This window comes from Novosphingobium sp. SG707, from assembly GCF_012275515.1.
Lineage (GTDB): Bacteria > Pseudomonadota > Alphaproteobacteria > Sphingomonadales > Sphingomonadaceae > Novosphingobium.
Genome location: NZ_JAAZQL010000001.1, coordinates 1,158,660 through 1,176,073 on the forward strand (window position 1 = coordinate 1,158,660; position 17,414 = coordinate 1,176,073).

General features: G+C 63.0%; 17 protein-coding genes. 7 read left to right on the top strand and 10 right to left on the bottom strand.

Annotated features, from left to right (window positions below; all coding sequences use genetic code 11):
* The first annotated feature begins 40 nt into the window (after positions 1-40).
* Both FHW92_RS04685 and FHW92_RS04690 read left to right on the top strand, forming a co-directional pair.
* Positions 41-292, top strand: coding sequence for a hypothetical protein (locus tag FHW92_RS04685; RefSeq protein ID WP_168602013.1), 252 nt, complete (start codon positions 41-43; stop codon positions 290-292).
* Between the two features lie 41 nt (positions 293-333).
* Complete coding sequence (locus FHW92_RS04690; RefSeq protein WP_168602014.1) at positions 334-1,398, top strand: cupin domain-containing protein; 1,065 nt, start codon at positions 334-336, stop codon at positions 1,396-1,398.
* Positions 1,399-1,453: 55 nt separating this feature from the next.
* Here the strand turns inward: FHW92_RS04690 and FHW92_RS04695 are convergent, their stop codons facing one another.
* The 3 genes from FHW92_RS04695 to FHW92_RS04705 all read right to left on the bottom strand — a co-directional run bounded on the left by FHW92_RS04695 (position 1,454) and on the right by FHW92_RS04705 (position 4,528).
* Positions 1,454-2,626 (bottom strand): monodechloroaminopyrrolnitrin synthase PrnB family protein, encoded by a 1,173-nt coding sequence (locus tag FHW92_RS04695; RefSeq protein WP_168602015.1) that lies wholly within the window; start codon positions 2,624-2,626, stop codon positions 1,454-1,456.
* Positions 2,627-2,767: 141 nt separating this feature from the next.
* Positions 2,768-3,220 carry an Lrp/AsnC family transcriptional regulator gene (locus FHW92_RS04700; protein ID WP_168602016.1) on the bottom strand — a complete coding sequence of 151 codons (453 nt, stop codon included), beginning with the start codon at positions 3,218-3,220 and terminating at the stop codon, positions 2,768-2,770.
* Positions 3,221-4,528: an amidohydrolase family protein gene (locus FHW92_RS04705; protein WP_168602017.1), complete on the bottom strand. Its 1,308-nt coding sequence runs from the start codon at positions 4,526-4,528 to the stop codon at positions 3,221-3,223.
* Between the two features lie 189 nt (positions 4,529-4,717).
* Between FHW92_RS04705 and FHW92_RS04710 the strand changes: the two genes are divergently transcribed.
* Complete coding sequence (locus FHW92_RS04710; RefSeq protein WP_168602018.1) at positions 4,718-6,142, top strand: amidohydrolase family protein; 1,425 nt, start codon at positions 4,718-4,720, stop codon at positions 6,140-6,142.
* Positions 6,143-6,144: 2 nt separating this feature from the next.
* A complete protein-coding gene (locus FHW92_RS04715; protein ID WP_168602019.1) occupies positions 6,145-7,557 on the top strand; it encodes an amidohydrolase family protein in 1,413 nt (470 codons plus the stop codon).
* 47 nt (positions 7,558-7,604) lie between these two features.
* On the opposite strand, the gene FHW92_RS04720 is transcribed toward FHW92_RS04715, so the two are convergent.
* Positions 7,605-8,675 carry an HWE histidine kinase domain-containing protein gene (locus tag FHW92_RS04720; RefSeq protein ID WP_246869900.1) on the bottom strand — a complete coding sequence of 357 codons (1,071 nt, stop codon included), beginning with the start codon at positions 8,673-8,675 and terminating at the stop codon, positions 7,605-7,607.
* Between the two features lie 234 nt (positions 8,676-8,909).
* Positions 8,910-9,533 carry a metal-dependent phosphohydrolase gene (locus FHW92_RS04725; protein WP_168602021.1) on the bottom strand — a complete coding sequence of 208 codons (624 nt, stop codon included), beginning with the start codon at positions 9,531-9,533 and terminating at the stop codon, positions 8,910-8,912.
* A gap of 62 nt (positions 9,534-9,595) precedes the next feature.
* On the opposite strand from FHW92_RS04725, the gene FHW92_RS04730 reads away from it, so the two are divergent.
* Complete coding sequence (locus FHW92_RS04730; RefSeq protein WP_210428354.1) at positions 9,596-9,976, top strand: DUF4031 domain-containing protein; 381 nt, start codon at positions 9,596-9,598, stop codon at positions 9,974-9,976.
* Positions 9,977-10,070: 94 nt separating this feature from the next.
* On the opposite strand, the gene FHW92_RS04735 is transcribed toward FHW92_RS04730, so the two are convergent.
* Genes FHW92_RS04735 through FHW92_RS04745 form a run of 3 tightly spaced genes read right to left on the bottom strand, consistent with a single transcriptional unit; the run spans position 10,071 to position 12,253 of the window.
* On the bottom strand, positions 10,071-10,598 hold the full coding sequence (locus FHW92_RS04735) for a peroxidase-related enzyme (protein ID WP_168602023.1): 528 nt from the start codon (positions 10,596-10,598) through the stop codon (positions 10,071-10,073).
* Positions 10,599-10,643: 45 nt separating this feature from the next.
* Positions 10,644-11,408: an SDR family NAD(P)-dependent oxidoreductase gene (locus FHW92_RS04740; protein WP_168602024.1), complete on the bottom strand. Its 765-nt coding sequence runs from the start codon at positions 11,406-11,408 to the stop codon at positions 10,644-10,646.
* A gap of 38 nt (positions 11,409-11,446) precedes the next feature.
* Positions 11,447-12,253, bottom strand: coding sequence for an SDR family oxidoreductase (locus FHW92_RS04745; protein ID WP_168602025.1), 807 nt, complete (start codon positions 12,251-12,253; stop codon positions 11,447-11,449).
* 136 nt (positions 12,254-12,389) lie between these two features.
* On the opposite strand from FHW92_RS04745, the gene FHW92_RS04750 reads away from it, so the two are divergent.
* Positions 12,390-13,316 carry a GlxA family transcriptional regulator gene (locus tag FHW92_RS04750; RefSeq protein ID WP_172249138.1) on the top strand — a complete coding sequence of 309 codons (927 nt, stop codon included), beginning with the start codon at positions 12,390-12,392 and terminating at the stop codon, positions 13,314-13,316.
* 203 nt (positions 13,317-13,519) lie between these two features.
* On the top strand, positions 13,520-14,803 hold the full coding sequence (locus FHW92_RS04755; RefSeq protein ID WP_282599655.1) for a methyl-accepting chemotaxis protein: 1,284 nt from the start codon (positions 13,520-13,522) through the stop codon (positions 14,801-14,803).
* Between the two features lie 25 nt (positions 14,804-14,828).
* Here FHW92_RS04755 and FHW92_RS04760 read toward each other — a convergent pair whose 3' ends face one another.
* Positions 14,829-16,394: an AMP-binding protein gene (locus FHW92_RS04760; RefSeq protein ID WP_168602028.1), complete on the bottom strand. Its 1,566-nt coding sequence runs from the start codon at positions 16,392-16,394 to the stop codon at positions 14,829-14,831.
* A gap of 7 nt (positions 16,395-16,401) precedes the next feature.
* Complete coding sequence (locus FHW92_RS04765) at positions 16,402-17,409, bottom strand: alcohol dehydrogenase catalytic domain-containing protein (RefSeq protein ID WP_168602029.1); 1,008 nt, start codon at positions 17,407-17,409, stop codon at positions 16,402-16,404.
* Positions 17,410-17,414: the final 5 nt, after the last annotated feature.

Genomic DNA, 17,414 nt, shown 5'->3' on the forward strand with positions numbered 1-17,414 from the left:
GTCATCATTGAATGCAAAATCATATGAAATCAACTGGCGCATGACGCAGCATTTTACCAGCTTGGCAAATTGCCCGGTTTTGCAGGATTGGCGGGGCCGACAAAGGCGCGCAATTCCGCCATTTAACTTGCATATGACACTATTTTGCATCGCCTACGCAATTTTGCCCCTTGCCATGATTTTGGCGGTTTCGCTGCGCCGCAGCATCGAAAAATGGCGGAAAGCCGGGGGTACTAGCGATTCGGACTTGCCGCAAATTGCATCAGGATATATATCCGTTTTCATGTTTTAGGCGGAACAACCCCCGACCCGCATCAATCAAGGAAGTCTGCTGTGACCGAGTGCAAAGCCGCTGACACCTGCCCCGCCCGCAAGGCCCATATCGCCAGTCGCAAGCCCTATTACCGCGAATTGCGCGCCGGGCAGAAGATCAAATGGTGCGCCTGCGGCCTCTCCAAGCGCCAGCCTTTCTGCGACAGCGTTTCGCACGAGGGCACCGGGTTTGAGCCCATCGAATATGTGGCCAAGGAAGCCGAGGAAGTGCTGCTGTGCGGATGCAAGCAGACCAGGACCGGCCCGTTCTGCGATGGCGAGCATTCGAACCTGCCCGGCGGATATAAGGACGAGGAAGAGCCGCAGAACACCACGCTGGTTGAGGCTGATGCGGATGGTTTCGCCCGCCTCAACACGCCCTGCTATTTGGTTTCGCCGCCTGCGATGGGCGATGTTTATGCGCTGGCCCGGCTGGTCGCGCCCGACACCGGGGCGCAATATCAGTCGCAATTCTATCTGACGCTGCCCTCCGGTTCCTCGCCGGTGCTCGCCTCGGATGTGGGCGATGTGGTGCTGTGGGTGCGGCATGGCGCGGGCGTGGTCGAAATCGAGGGGCGCAGCTTTCCCCTCGATGGCCCCTGCGGCGTCTATATCCGCCGCGGCGAGGGCTTCCGTCTGACCGCCTCCAGCCCACTGGCCGTCTATGTCTCGGAATGCCCCGGCGGCAACAGCCTGTCCGAGCGGGCGGCCATGGGCGACGCCTTTGACGAAACCTGTCCCGAACGCATCGCGCTGATCGACGAAGCCGCGCGGCAGGCCATGGGCCCGCGCTATTTCCAGGTGCTGCTCGACGATCGCCACGGATTGCGCAACACCGCGCAATTCATCGGCCATATCCCGCGCTCCAAGGCCGAAATGCACCGCCACCTTTACGAGGAGGCGCTTATCATCATCTCGGGCACCGGGGTCATCTGGAATGATGATTTCCGCGCCCCGGTCAAGGGCGGCGATGTCATCTTCTTCCCGCGCAAGATCCGTCATTCGCTGCAATGCACATGCGATGAAGGGCTCGACGTGCTGGGCCTGATCCATCCCGGCACCAATCCGGGCATCAATTACGAATAACCCGCAAAGGGCGTTCGCAGGAGGAGCAAGGGGAGCCTCACCGCTCCCCTTCTCTTTACGCGCCGATGGCGGCGCGGAGACGCGCCATATCCTCATGCCTGCTGGCAATATCGCCGCGCGGCGCGGCCATGCGCAGATCGCGCAGGATTTCGAGCGAGCGCAGCAAAGCCTCCAGCGGCGGCCCGCTGGCGGTGATGCCCTGCATATGGCCCGGCGCCATTGTCTGCGCAGGACCGGCCACGAAACGGCTGACCAACTGATCGTGATGCTGGGCCGCAATCGCGCCAAACGCATCGCACACCCCCAGAAAGGCCCGCACATTGGCCACAAACCACGGCGCATCGCGGTCGCTCTCCACATGATCGAGCAATTGATCGAGGATCGAGCGGCGGCTCATACACTCGCGCAGGCGCAATTGTTCGGCCGGCAGCATATAGGGCAGCTTTTCATGCAGCAATTGCGCGTAATAGGGATCGCTGGCCCGGCACAGACCCAGCATCAGGTCGATCTCGTTGATCCCGGCAAAATCGCCCGCATTGGCCCCGCGATAGACCTGCCGCCCCACGCGATAAGGTTTGTAATAGGGCCGCACGCAATAGAAAAAGCGATCAATGTCAAGCGTTTCAAATAAGCGCGCATTGCACGCCGCCACGCCTTTCAGCGCTCCTTCTGCCTCGGCAAACAGCACATCGGCCACCGGGCTGCTCGCGCCCAGCGGCACCAGACGGGTCAGCGCATAGGCGGCGCTTTGCAGGCCGAAAATGCCTCGCGTGTTCTCATCGATGAACAGGAATTCGTCGTGCAAAGTGGTGAAACTGCGCCGCAACCCGCCCACCGCGCGATTATGCGTGGCCAGATGCGCGGTGGCGAAACGCGGCGCCATACCGATCGACACGCCCACATGCAGCGCCAGCGCGCTGGCCGTGGCAAAGGGCGAGGTGGTCTCGCGGTCCGGGTTGGTCAGTTCGTGGCGGCGCAGCGCCCCCAGATACATGCCCACATCGCCCAGCAATTCGAGCGCGCCGTCAAACCCGTCATGCGTGCGCCCCTCGGCCAGCAGGGGGGCCAGCAATTCCTCGCCCCGGCGCACCAGTTCCTCTTTCAGCTCGCCGCCTATGCCCTCGACCTGCGCGCGGTCGCCTTGCGCGAAATAGAGTTCCTCCAGCGCGGTGTTGATCGCGGCGAAATCGTGGCGGATCCATTGGTTGAGAGCGACATCAGGGGACATGGCGGGGGGCATGGCGCAAAGCTCCGGCAAGGTGTGAATCGCAACATCCTATTCCAGCATATCCGGAAAAGGGTTCCTGATTTCCCGCCACATCGCCCTTGCGCAGAATAGATCACAACGCCAAAGGACCAGCAAGGAACTCTATTCCGCCGCTGCCATCACCGCGCCCGCCCGCTTGATCCGCTTCATGCCGATGGTGGTGTTGAACCGCTCCACCCCCGGCATCCGGCGCAATTGCCCGCGCAACAATCCGTCCAGATGGGCCACGTCGCGCGCCATCACATGCAGCAGATAATCCGCATCGCCCGCCGTGGTATAACAGGCAATCACACTGGGATGCGCGCAGGCCGCCGCCTCGAACGCGGCATGGTCGGCAAAGCTGACCGACACCTGCACAAAGGCGTCCAGCGTCAGCCCCACCGCTTCCGGCTCGACCATCGCGCGATAACCAAGGATCGCGCCCGACGCCTCCAGCCCCTGCACCCGGTTCCAGCAGGGCGTCTTGGACATGCCCACCTCCTCGGCCAGATCAGCGAAGGACTGGCGGGCATCGCGCTCCAGCGCGCCCAGAATGGCGCGGTCGAACCTGTCCATTTACAGCGTGCTCTTGCCCGATTGCTTCACCACGGCACCGCCCTTCATGACGAAGGAAACCTTCTCCAGCCGCCGCACATCCTGCAACGGATCGCCATCAACCGCCACCAGATCGGCAAAACGCCCCGCCTCAACGCGGCCCACATCCTTGCTGCCCAGCAATTCGGCGGCAACCCCGGTGGCGGCGCGGATCGCGTCCATCGGCTTCATCCCGGCCTCGACCATCAGCGCAAATTCCTGCGCATTCTCGCCATGGACCGACATGCCGAAAGTGTCGGTGCCAAAGGCTATCTTCACCCCCGCCAGATAGGCGTCATGCAGGTTCTTGCGCAGCACCGGGGCCACATGCAAAGCCTTGTCGGCGGTCGAGGGATTGAGCTGTTCAGGGTGGGTCTTGGCCCGCTGATAGACCTTGTCGCCCACCAGCATCGTGGGCACCAGATAGGTGCCATATTGCTTGTAGAGCTTATAGCTGCCCGCATCGCCAAACGATCCATGCTCGATCGAATCGACGCCCAGCGTGATGGCATGGTCGATCGCCTGCTTGCCATGGGCATGGGCCGCCACCTTCATCCCCAGCGCATGGGCGGTTTCCACCACCGCCTTGATTTCATCGTCGCTCATCAATTGCCAGTCGGGATTGTCGCCAATCGACATCACCCCGCCCGAAGGCATGATCTTGATCAGATCCACCCCTTCGCGATGCAACCGGCGCACGGTGCGGCGCGCATCATCGGCCCCATCGACCAGATTGTCGGCAATATGCGGAATTTCCGCGATTTCCGGGTTCAGCCCATTGGCCCCGTCGCCATGCCCGCCCGTCGGCCCCAGCGCTGAACCGGCCACCCACAGGCGCGGCCCCGGCACCGCCCCTTCGGCAATCTCACGCTTGAGCGCCACGACCACCGCCGTCTCGCCCCCGCAATCGCGCACCGAGGTAAAGCCTGCCAGCAAGGTGGCGCGGGCATAGGCGGTCGCGTCGATGGCGCGCTGGAAATCGCTGCGCGTCACGGCGTTGCGGATCGGGTCGCCGGGGTGGAAACCATGGGTGATATGGTCATGCGTGTCGATCAGTCCGGGCAGCACCGTCTTGTCCGACAGATCGAGCACCGCCGCGCCGGGACGGGTAATGAAACCCGCCTCAATCCCGGTGATGCGATCATCATGGATCAGGATCGAGACTTTCTCGCGCACCGCATCGCCAGCGCCATCGATCAGCCGCCCGGCATGGACCACCACATCGCCCGCATGGGCCGGAACCGAGGCCAACATCGTTGCGGCCAGAGCCAGACATGCCAGTTTACGCATAAATTCCCTTTCCCCCGGCGGCGATGGCCCGCCTTCATCGCGATGATAGCGCAATTTTGATCGAACGCTATCGCTGAAACTTGCGTCAGCATGAATTATATCATATGATTTTGCATACGTTAAAGAGCGAATTGCTCCAGGCTGCTTTCCGCCCTTCCATCCGCCCACTCCCACCTTATGAGGTCAATCATGCCAAACCTGCTTCGATGGGCTATGCTGTCCGGCCTGCTCTGCGGCGCGGCGATGGCGCCCTATGCGCTGGCCCAAAGCGCCCTGTCGCCCGCCGCGCAGGCCGCTCTGGCCACGCCGGGCGCCCCGGCCCAACCCGAAGCCGAACATAGCCGCCTGCGCCTGCTGCGCGCCGGAGCCTTACTGGCCGTGCCGGGCGAGGCGGTGCGGGGGCAAAGCACGCTGGTGATAGGCGCGGATGGACGGATTACCGCTATCCACCCCGGAGGGCCCGAGGCCGCCACGCTTGGCCTGCCCTCCGACACCGAGGTGATTGATCTCAAGAATCAATTCGTGATGCCCGGCTTCATGGATGTCCATGTCCATCTGACCAGCGGCGGCATCGCCGGGCATATGCCCGATGCTGCCCTGCGTGAAGAGGATGGGTTCTTTGCCCTCAACGGCGCGCGCAATGCGCGGGCAACGCTGATGGCGGGCTTTACCACGGTGCGCGATCTGGGCGCGGCGGATGGGGCGATCTATCCCTTGCGCGATGCGGTGCGGGCCGGGATCGTGGCCGGGCCGCATATCCTGGCCGCAGGCGCCGGAATCAGCCCCACGAACGGCCATGCCGATGTCCATGGCCTGCGCAAGGCTTTGTTGGCGGCGGCCGATCGCGGCAACACCTGCAACGGCGCCGATGATTGCATGCGCGCTACCCGCGAGGCGATCCGCGCGGGGGCCGATGTCATCAAGGTCCATGTGACCGGCGGCGTCACCGACAGTTCGGACACCGGCACCGGCCAGCAGTTTACCGACGCCGAATTGCAGGCCATCGCCTGGACCGCGCATTCGATGGGCCGCAAAGTGACCACCCATGCCCATGGCAAGGAAGGCATCGATGCCGCCGTGCGCGCAGGCTATGACAGTATCGAACATGCGATGTGGGCGGATGAGGAAAGCCTCAAGGCGATGAAGGCGCGGGGCACATGGCTGGTGCCCACGGTCTGGCCCATCGACTGGGTGGGCGATACGCCGGAAAAAGTGCGCAAAGGCCCCTTCCGCAATCTCAACGAAAACTCGATGGCCAAGATGCTGCTGCTGGGCGATCAGCCGAAGAAGCTGGCGCGCATGGCGGTGCGGCTGGGGGTTCCCATCGCGCTGGGCACGGATTCGGGCATTTCGCCCCATGGCACCAACGGGCGCGAGATGATCGAATATGTCGCCGCCGGGATGAGCCCGATGGAGGCACTGAAAACCGGCACGGTCAATGCCGCCGCCGCCATGGGCCTGAAGGATCGCGGGCGGATTGCGCCGGGGATGCTGGCCGATGTGATCGCGCTGGGCGGCGATCCGATCCGCGACATTGCGCAGGTTCTCAATGTCCGTTTCGTGATGCGCGACGGCATTATTTTCAAACAATCAGGCATCGCGCAGGGAGAGTGAATATGCGTGCGTTTCTATCCGTCCTGGCCATGGCCGCCGCGCTGGCATCGGCTCCGGCGCGGGCCGAGGATCTGATTATCGACCATGTGACCCTGCTGGACGGCACGGGCGCGCCTGCCCGCGCCGATATGAGCGTGGGGATCGACAAGGGCCGCTTTACCTTCATCGCCCCCACTGCCTCGGCCTCGCGCGCATCGGGTCGGCATATGGATGCCAAGGGGCAATTCCTGATCCCCGGCCTGATCGAAACGCATGCCCATATCCGTCTGCCCTCGAACGCCAATCCGGCGGCCGAGGCGCCGCTTGATGAAAACGACCTGCCTATCCAGCCGACCTATTCCGCCGCCGAGCTGGAAAAGGCCCATGAGATGGGCGTGGGCGTGCTGGCGGGCTATCTCTATTCGGGCGTGACGACGCTGTTCGATGCGGGCAATTATGCGCCCTATATCCTGCGCCTGCGCGCCGAGGAACGCGCGGGCAAGATCGCCGCGCCGCATATCATGGCCACCGGCAATCTGGTGACCTATCCGGGCAGCCATGCCGATGCGGTGGCGGTGCGGATCGCCGACTGGCCTGCGGATCGGCCCAAATTCCTCGCCTATCTGCGCGAGCAAAAGCCCGATATCGTCAAGATCACCTATGAGGAGCATGGCTGGGGCACGCGCCCGATGGTGTCCCTGATGCCGCTGCCGTTGATGCAGCAGATCATTGTGGAGGCCAATCGCCACGGAGTACGCACGGTGATCCACACCTCCAACGAAATCCGCTCGGTCGAGGCGCTTTCGGTGGGGGCCGATGCCCTGGCCCATCCCGTCATTCAGGCGCCGATCAGCGATGGTTTTGCCCGAGAAATGGGCGCGAAAAAGACGCCCTTTGCCACCACGCTGACAATTGGCGATGGCTACAGCCGGTTGGTCGAACATCCCGAATATCTCGATCAGCCGCTTTATAAAGCCGCACTTTCGCCGCAGGAAATCGAGACCTTGCGCAAGGAAACCCTGCCCGCGTGGAAGGCGCGGGGTTGGACATGGTGGATGAAGCTGATGACGCCGGTGGCCGCCGAGAACATCCGCAAGGTCTATGAGGCAGGCGGCGTGGTGGCGATCGGCACCGACCAGTCGCTGGGCCCGGCAGTGCATCGGGAAATGGAATTGTTGCAGCAGCAAGGCATCGCGCCCGCCGCGATCCTGCGCATGGCCACACTCAATGGCGCGATGCTGCTGGGCCGAGCAGCGGATCTGGGCAGTATCGAGTGCGGGAAACTGGCCGATGCGGTGTTGCTCTCGGCCGATCCGGCGCGGGACATCAACAATGCCAAGGCCATCGTCGCGGTGATCAAACAGGGCGTGCTGGTCGATGAGGACAAGCTGCCCCTGCCCGGCGGCCGGCGGGCGCTGCGGCGCCCCTTGCGGTAAAAAGCGTCAAAGGCGAGCGCCGCCCCGTCGGGCGGCCTCACCGGCGATTACGACGGCTCCTTGCCAAGACGGCACAGGGCGCCGCTGTTCGCCTTGATGGTGCAGACCAGACCCTCGGCCGCGTAATCGAGATCGACATCGGCCTCCAGATCACCCGCCAATGCCCGCTCCAGCATTCTGGTGCCGAACCCATATTTCTCGGGCGGAGAAACCTGTGGACCGCCCGCCTCTGTCCAGACGAAATGCAATTGGCCTCCAATCCATTCCCAGGCGATGGTCACGCTGCCGTTCGGGCGGGAAAGCGCGCCATATTTGATCGCGTTGGTGCAGAGTTCATGCAGGGCCAGAGCAAAAGTGACCGCCGCCCTCGGGTCCAGCAAGACCTGTGGACCGCTGGCCTGCACCTGATCGGAAACGCCGCAGGATTCGACAGATCCCGCAATGACATCGGGCAGCGTAGCATGTTCCCAATGGGTCTGCGTCAGGGAATCATGCGCGCGGGCCAGCGCGACAAGGCGGCGGCTGAACGTCTCATGCTGGGCGGCTGATGCAGCCTCAAGCCCAAAGGTCTGGCGCGCCAGAGCCTGCACGACCGCCAGCGTGTTTTTCACGCGGTGGTTCAGTTCCTCAATCAGCAATTGCTGGCGGCGCGCACTGTCGGCCAGAGCGCGCTGCGCGGCGCGAAGTTCGGTTGAATCATAATAATAGCAAATCACGCCCAACTGATCATCCGGCAGGCGCACCCGGTGCAATTCCCACTCATAGCCTTCCACATCATCCACATCGTTCCTGTTCCGCACGAAATTGCGCGAAAGATAGGGTTCGCCCGTTTCCAGCGTATGGCGAAACCGGCCGATGATTTCCTCCGCCGTTTCGGGGGGCCACAGAATATGCATGGCTTCGCGAAAGGGGCGGCCGATCACGGGTCGGACATTGCGGAAGGCGCCGTCTTGCGAACGCTCGTTCATGGCAAGGATGCACATGTTCTCATCAATTACATAGATGCCAAAGGGGCATCGGTTGATGAGTTCGATGAAAATATCGTCCTGGCGGTCGGTATGCTGGATGATCTGCTCTAGCCATTCATCGGGATTGTTGCTCGTAGAAATACGGAGCAATAAGCTGCTACGATTAGACAAGCGGCCCGAAATATTTTCAACTTCAAAGCCGGAACGATGCCCCATGACTTTTTCCTTAAGGGGTTTTACATTGGCATGATAACCTAAACATCTTCAGAGAACATGCGATTTTTTGCAAACATATCGCAGCAAATTCATTGCCCGCCCCGCTATTGGCATCAGGATGATTTTCGGCAATACTCAAGGGCAGTCATGGGCGGTGTTGAGAAGAAATCAGCCAGGGCCAAAGTTGCTTGCGCCCAACTCCCACCCGATATTGCGCTCCAGCATTTTGGCCTCTGCCACGGTCAGTTGGCGGCTCTGAAGCAGATCATCGCCAAGCCCGGTCAATATTTTCGCCCGCGCCGCGCGGAACGGATCCTCGGGCACGAAGGCATATTCCTGGCGGACGCCCGCCGCATACCATGCATAGACAGCAGGATCGGAATGCCACAGGATGCTCAGATCGGCCTTGAGGAGAAGATTGACCGCTTCATCCTCGACCTTGCGTTCCTGCCGGAAATGGTGGCTCTTGGTTGCCATGATCATCGCTGAGACCAATGATCTGTCGAGCGGCGGCGGTGCGCATTTGTCTGCAACGGACTCGAACAGGGCCAGTGATCTTTCCTCATTGTCGGAGCGGGTCGGGTCATAAATGATGTCATGAAACAGCGCCGCCGCCGCCATTTCGGACGCGAAAGGATGCTCGGCCGGAATCTGGCGCAGCATAAGATCGATATGGCGAAGCGTATGGTAGTAACGATGCGGTTCGCTATGATGGTCGATGATGAGCGCGCGGATATCGCCGGGAATATTCAACCGGTCGAAAGCGGCAATCAGCCAAGGATGGTCGGACATGCTCGGGCCTCCGGAGCCCAGACTAGATGGACGGGAATGACAGTGCAACCGCCGGTGATGCCATGAGTGTCTATGTCGACAGCGCCATTCACACCCTGCGCGGGCGGTTGATGTGCCATATGTTCTCGCCGGATCTGGATCAGTTGCACGCCATGGCCGAAAGGATCGGCATCGAGCAACGGTGGTTTCAGGACCCTTTGACCATGCGCGTATCCTGGCCCCATTACGATCTGGATCAGGCGCGCCGCGCCATTGCGATAGATATGGGCGCGGTCATTTGCGACAGGTATCAGACTGTTGCCATGGCAGCGATCATTCAGGGCAGGCCCGACAAGTTGCGGCGCATCCGGGCCCTTGCCGATCCGGGCCGTGGCTTTGCCCCGGCGGTCCACGTTCCGACATGGCTGGCCGAGCAGGGTTTCCCGCAGGTCTGGGATTGGTAAGCGGGATCTGGGGACACAATGACCCTTATGCGCCAAGACATCGCACGAGCGGGTCGCACGATGCCTTGGCATGGCCGAAAAAACGGCGGAACATTCAGATTGCGGGGAAATCGACCTGCGTTCCGGCCACATTGTTGATCAGGTTGGTGAAGAAATTCTCCGCCACCGTGGCTACGATTTCGATAATCTGCGCCTCGGTGAAACCGGCCGCGCGCAACGGTTCGAGATCGGCCTGCGTCACCTTGCCGCGCGTGTGGGCCACCTGCCGGGCGAAGGCTACCACGGCGGCATCCCTGGCTTCCGGCGCATCACCCTGCTTGGCCATGGCGATTTCTTCATGGCTCAGCTTGGCGAAGGTGAAGGCGGTAAAGCTGTGCGCGGCATCGCAATATTCGCAGCCATTGACCGCCGCCACGGCCAGAGCAATCCGCTCGCGCGTCTTGAGATCAAGCGCCTTGCCGAGATTTTGGCTGAGGGCGGCATGGGCAGTGATGACGGCCGGGCTGTTCGACAGGACGCGGAAGAAGTTGGGCACCTGACCCAGCCTGGCCTTGATCGCCTGCAGGGTGGCCTGTGATCCCTCGGGGGCGGCCTCCATGGCCGGGGCGCCGATACGTGACATGGGATTATCCTTTCAAATTCAGGGTGTAACTTGCAATGGCGCGGCTCATGCGCCGGTGGGGATGGGATTTTCGGCAAGGCTCTGGTTGAAGGCTTCGAACAGCGTGTGTTCACCCGCCCCCGGATTGTCGCGCAGCGGGCGAACGGCATCGACAATCACTTCGGGATCATCCTTGGCCAATTCGACCAGCGTCTGTTCGATGAAATCGGCCAACGGCATCGCGCGCGGATCGCCGCTCTTGTAGATCAGGTCCGTATCCACCCAAGGCGGCGCGATTTCCTGCACCCGCACACTGGTGTTCCGCAATTGAAAGCGCTGCGACAGGGCGAAAGAATGGATCGCGGCCTTGGTGGCCGAGTAGATCGCGTTGCCCGCCAGCGGCACGAAGGCTAGAACGCTGCTGGTATAGAGCACGGTGGCCTCGGGCCTGCTCTTGAGATGCTCGATCAGCGCCGCCGTCACCCGGACAGGGCCGAGCAGGTTGGTGGCAACCAGTTCCTGCGCCACCGCATCGTCGATCGGGCCGGACACATCGTCAAAGGGCATGAAACCGGCATTGTTGAACACGACATTGAGGTCGGGATATTTGGCGATCAATTCTTGCGCGGCGGCCTGGATGCTGTCCAGCCGGGTGACGTCAAGCGTGATGCCCTCCATGCCGGGGTTGGCCGCGGTCACTTCATCGAGCAGCGCGGCGCGCCGACCCGAAATGATGACCTTGTTGCCAAGCCTGTGGAGCGCCTCGGCCAGACCGCGACCGATGCCGCTGGTGCCGCCGGTGATGAAAATGGTGTTGCCGGTAAGTTTCATGGGATCGGTCCTTTGATCGGGAGACTGGGTTGGCGGGATCAGGCCGCCTGTCCAAAGCGCGGGGCGGAGCGGGTGGCGGAAAGTTGGGGCCCGAGCGCATGGCGGGCCGCTTCAAAAGCTTGCCAGAGCTCCACATCGCGCAAGGCGGGGATGGTCGTGGTCTCGCCCTGATCCAATCCGGCCAGCGCCGCATCGACCATATCGGCCGCGTCCATCACGACCTCGCTGGGCAAATGTTCAACCGGCAGGCCGCCCAGCGCCCAGAAATCGGTGCGCGTGGCGCCCGGCAGCACGGCCTGCGCCCGGATGCCCTTGTCGGCCATTTCGTGGTTCAGCGAAGCGGTGAAGGCGTGAACGAAAGCCTTGGTGCCGCCATAGACGCCGTTGAGCAATTCGGGCGCCAGCGCCACGATCGAGGCGATGTTGATCACCACGCCCCCGCCGCGCGCCACAAAGCCGGGGACGGCGGCATAGGTCAGCCGCATCAGCGCGGTGACATTGAGCTGCACCATGGCATCCATCCGCTCGACATCACTTTCCAGCAGCGGGCTGTGGGTGCCGATCCCCGCATTGTTGACCAGCGCGGTAATGCTGGCATCTTCGCGCAGCACTTTTTCGACGCGGGCAAGATCCGCCCTGTCACCCAGATCGGCGGCAAGCACTTCGACCGCGCGGCCGGTTCTGTCCGAAATCCGGGCGGCCAGATCCTGTAGCTTGTCCTTGTTGCGGGCCACAAGGATGAGGTCATGGCCGCGGGCCGCAAGGCGGTCGGCATAGATGGCGCCGATACCCGTGGAAGCGCCGGTGATCAGCGCGGTGCCTTGGTGGGATGAGGTGGTGGTCATGGGCCGGATCCTTTCTGGGGGAGAGCGCCGTCGCTCTCGACAAGGGCCTTATGGACGTGATCCGCTATGTCTGATATGACGTATAAACTACGTTTTTCAGACATTGGTTTTGGAGGCCTCGATGCCGCATGTTTCCATGGTCCTCACTCCCGGCTTCCAGTTTCTGGCGCTGGGCGTGCAGGCAGGCTTTGAACTGGCCAATGCCCAGAAGGGTGAGGAATATTATACGCTTTCCATGGCATCGGTGGAGGGCGGGCCGGTCATATCCTCCAGCGGCTTTGCCGTGCCGACCGTCAGGCTGGACGAGGTGGGGCCGATCGACACTTTGCTGATGATGGCCGGGCTGGAGCCGCCGCCGCAACAGGATGAGGCCACGCTGGACAGGCTGCGCGCAATGGCGCGGGAATCGCGGCGGATCGCGGGCCTGTGCACCGGCGCCTTCCTGCTCGGACAGATGGGGTTGCTCGACGGGCGGCGGGCCACCACCCATTGGGCCTATGCCCGACAGATGCGCGACACTTTTCCCAACGTGCGGGTGGAGGATGACCGCATTTTCATCAACGAAGGCACGGTGTGGACCTCGGCCGGTCTGACTGCCGGTCTCGATCTTGCCGTGGCCCTCATCGAGAAGGACCTTGGGCGCGACCTCGCTTCCTCCGTCGCGCGGCGGCTGGTCATGCATCATCGCCGCGCGGGCGGACAATCCCAGCATTCCGAGCTGCTCGACCTGGCGCCCAGCAGCGACCGAATCCAGAAAGCCCTGATCCATGCCCGCGCCCATCTGGCCAACCCACTGACCGTGGACGAACTTGCCGAGGTGGCCGCACTCTCGCCCCGCCAGTTTGCCCGCGCCTTTCGCGCGGAAACCGGCCAGACGCCCGCCAAGGCGGTGGAGCAGATCCGCCTTGAAGCGGCCCGCCTGATGATCGAGGAAACCCGCCACCCGATGGACCGGATCGCCCGCGAGTCAGGCTTTGTGGATCTGCGCCGGATGCGCGAGGCCTTCATGCGCCAATACGGCCAGCCACCCCAGACCCTGCGCCGATTGGCAAGGGTCGATTAGAGGCGGCCGATCACGGACGGCCGATTTGCCGCCTTTGCGCCCCGCCCCGGACGTTTCGATTTGGCTAGGGGAAACTCCTAAGCGCCGGAATTGGACTATATTATTCCGCCTGGGCCAGAAGATGGGGCATCGTGATCAATGGTCGAGATCCCATGTTCAGAAAATCATCCAAGCCATCACTGGAAACGCGCCTGGCCGAAGCCATGTTTGAACAGTCTCCTGATGGTATGCTGCTGATTCAGAATGGCGTGTTCACCGCTTGCAATGCCGCGTCCGAAAAGATCTACGGCTATCCGCGCAGCCGAATCATCGGCGGCACGCCGGTCGACTTTTCCGCGCCGATCCAGACGGATGGCCGCCCGGTTGCCGAATGCGTGAACGAAAGGCTGCATGAAGCCTTCTCCAACGGATCGGCCCGGTTTGAATGGATCAATCTGGACAATACCGGCGCAACCAAGCGCATTCTGGTGACCCTGCTGCCCACGCGGATCGAGGGCGATCAGGAAGTTCTGGTGATCGTGCAAAGCCTTGCCGAAACAGCGCAGGTCGTCGACCAGCTGCGCGAAGGGCTGGAACAGCTCTCGCGGGGCAATCTGACCTATCAGATCACCACGCCCTTCCGTTCGGATTACGAAGGGCTGCGCACCAGTTTCAACGCGGCGGTCGATGCCATCGGCTCCTCGATGGGGCGGGTCGTAAAAACCGCGCAGATGGTGGCCGCCGGCTCCAGCGAAATCGGCGGGGCGGCGCAGGACCTCTCCTCTCGCACCGAGCAGCAGGCGGTCAAGGTCGAGGCCACCGTCAACGCCTTGCATGAAATTGGCAACACGATGGCGCAGGCCGCACGTTCGGCCCAGACGGCCAATGCCATGGTGGAGCAAACGCGCAAAAGCGCCGAGCAATCGGGCGATGTCGTGGCGCGCGCGGTCGAAGCGATGGGGGCGCTAGAAGCATCCTCGCGCGAGATTTCGGACATCATCAGCGTGATCGACGCCATTGCGTTTCAGACCAACCTCCTGGCGCTAAACGCCGGGGTGGAGGCCGCGCGCGCGGGCGATGCGGGGCGCGGTTTTGCCGTGGTCGCATCCGAAGTGCGCGCCTTGGCCCAGCGCAGCGCCGATGCCGCCAAGGACATCAAATCGCGCATTCAGGGTTCGGCCGTTCAGGTGGAAAACGGCGTCCGTCTGGTGATGGAAACGGGCAATGCCCTCTCGCGCATTGCATCGGGCGTGGGCGAGATCAGCGGCATGGTCAACGCCATTGCCGCCGACACGAATGAGCAGGCAGGCAAGCTGCAAAGGGCCAATCAGACCGTGGCGGAAATGGGCACCATCGCCCAGAGCAATGCGGCCATGTCGGAAGAGACGTCGGCCGCCGCGCGCGGGCTGAGCGAACAATCCGACACGCTGATCCGCGAGTTGCAGCAGTTCCGGACCGGCGGCCCCGCCCATGCCGAAGCGCAGCGCCAAAGGCGGTGGGCGGCCTGATCGCCTGCAGGGATCAAAGCATGGCCTAATTGACGCTGCGGCTTTGTCCCTGCCAGAACTCGGCGCGCATGGCCTTCTTGTCGAATTTGCCCACCGGGGTGCGCGGCAGGTTTTCACGAAAGAACACGTGTTTGGGCGCCTTGATGCTGCCCAGCCGCGCCTTGCAATGGGCCATGATGGCGGCGGCATCGGGCGCCTTCGCCGGATCGGCCACCACCAGCACGCTGACCGCCTCGCCCCATTTTTCGTGCGGGATGCCGATGGCGGCGCATTCATGGACACCCGGCATTTCAGACACTACAGCCTCAACCTCGCTGCAAAAGACGTTGAAACCGCCGGTGACGATCATGTCCTTCTTGCGGTCGACGATATAGAAAAAGCCGTGCTCGTCGCGGCGGCCAATGTCGCCGGTGTGATGCCAGCCATGGGTGCGCACCTCGGCGGTGGCCTGCTCCATCTCGAAATAGCCGTCGCAAACGATGCCCCCGCGCCCGACGATCTCGCCCACCTCGCCTACAGGCAATAACGCGCCATCGTCATTCATCAATTCGACGCGCACAGACATCGTGGCCCGCCCGCAACTGGCCAACCGCTCGGAATGATCGCCGGCAGCGGCGGCTGCCACGATTTCGGGCGGCAGCCATGTGGCGATAAGATGGAATTCGCTCTGTCCATAGGATTGGCACAGGCAAGGGCCAAACACCTCCACCGCCTGCCGCAGCTTTTCCGGGCTGCAGGCCGAGCCCGCCAGCAGAAAATAGCGCATGCTGGAATAGTCATAGTGGCGCACATCAGGGTGGGCCAGCATCGAATAGAGCGCCGTGGACGGCAGAAACATATGGGTGACGCGATGAGTCTGGATCGCCTCCATCACCGCGTGGGCGTCAAAGGCGGGCAGCATCACAATCGTCGCCCCCATGGCGATCCCCGCCAGCGCGAAAGGTCCTGCCGCATGGGACAAGGGCGCGGTGGCAAGGAACACCGGTATCTCTTCAACCGCCATCAACATGGCGATGCTTTCCAGCATCGTGCCCCAACTGCGGTTCAGCGCGCGCACCCCTTTGGCCGGACCCGTAGTGCCGCCTGTGGCGATGATCGCGCAGAGTTCGCGGTCGCCCCCATCCGGGCTGCCCAAATCGGGCATATCCGGCGCATCGGCGGGCAGCATGAAGCCATCGAGGCAAGGATTGCCTGCATCGGGCGCATCAAGGCAGATCAGATGCCGGATCGATGGCACTTGCCGCGCGGCCTCATGCGCCTCGGCAGACAAGCTGGAATGATAAAACAGCCATCCCGCGCGCACATAGCGCAGATAGGCAATCGTATCAGGCAGCGCATTGCGGGTGTTGACCGGGATCCACACCGCCCCTGCGCGCCACAGCGAGAGCATCGCCGTCAGCACGCCCGGATGGTTGGGCGACATGATCGCCACGGCCTCCTGCGGCTGCAGGCCCGCCGCCGCCATGGCGCCCGCCAGACGGTGCGTCATCCGCTGCATCGCGGCATAGGTGATCGCGCCCTGCGCGGTTTTTAGTACAGCACGGTCGGGATAAAGCCCGGCGGATTTGTCGAAATAGTCGATGTTGCGCATGGGCCTGCTATCCAAACGGGTTGATCAGCACCTTGCAGTCATGGGTGCGCCGCCGCAGCGCCTCGAAACGCTCCGGCGTGGCGGACAGCGTAATCGTGTCGGACACGAGATGGCGCGGCTCGGGCGCCCCGCTGCACAAGGCGTCGAGGGCGGCCTCATATTCCTGCGTGTGGAAGAAGGCCGAGGTGACCAGCCGCACTTCCTTCGACAGCATGGCAAAGGAATTGAACGTGTCGGGCTGGGTGCAAAGGCCCAGCAGCAGGATCGTGCCGCGCGGGCGGATCTGCTGCACCGCCTGCGCGATCAGGCCCGGACGGCCCACGCATTCGATCACCACATCGGCCTTACCGCCCAGAGCGCGCTCTGCTGCGCCGACGGGATCGTCGGGTTCGGCGACAAAGCCGGTCGCCCCCATCGCCAGCGCGCGCTCGGCCTGAAACAGGGCCACATCCTGCACCACCACCGCGCCCGCCCCGCGTCGCCGCGCCCAGAAGGCGGCGGCAAGCCCGATCGGCCCGCCGCCCAGCACCAGCACTTTGTCGCCGGTTTTCATGCCCGACAGATTGATGCCATGCAGCGCCACGGCCAATGGCTCGATGATCGCGCCATCGGCAAGACTGGCGCTCTTGGGCAGGCGCACGCACTGGTTGGGCCGCGTGACGGCATATTCGGCATAGCCGCCGCCCTGCAGCCCGAAATGCTCGCACCAAGCCACCTCACCCGCCACGCAGGCGGGGCAATGGCCGCAGCTTTTAAGCGGGCTGACCGCGACGAGGTCACCCGTGGCAAAACCCTCGACATCCTTGCCCAGCGCCACGACTTCGCCCGCGAATTCATGGCCCAGAACGCTGCCCGCAGCCATGCCATAGGCCGGGTCCTCCGTCATATGCAGATCCGACCCGCAAATGCCGCAGCGCCCGACCTTGACCACAATCTCGCCAGCGTCCGGCGTGGGATCGGGCAAGGTTTCGAGCGCCAGCGGCCTGTGCAGCCCCTGCATCACGACTGCACGCATCAGCC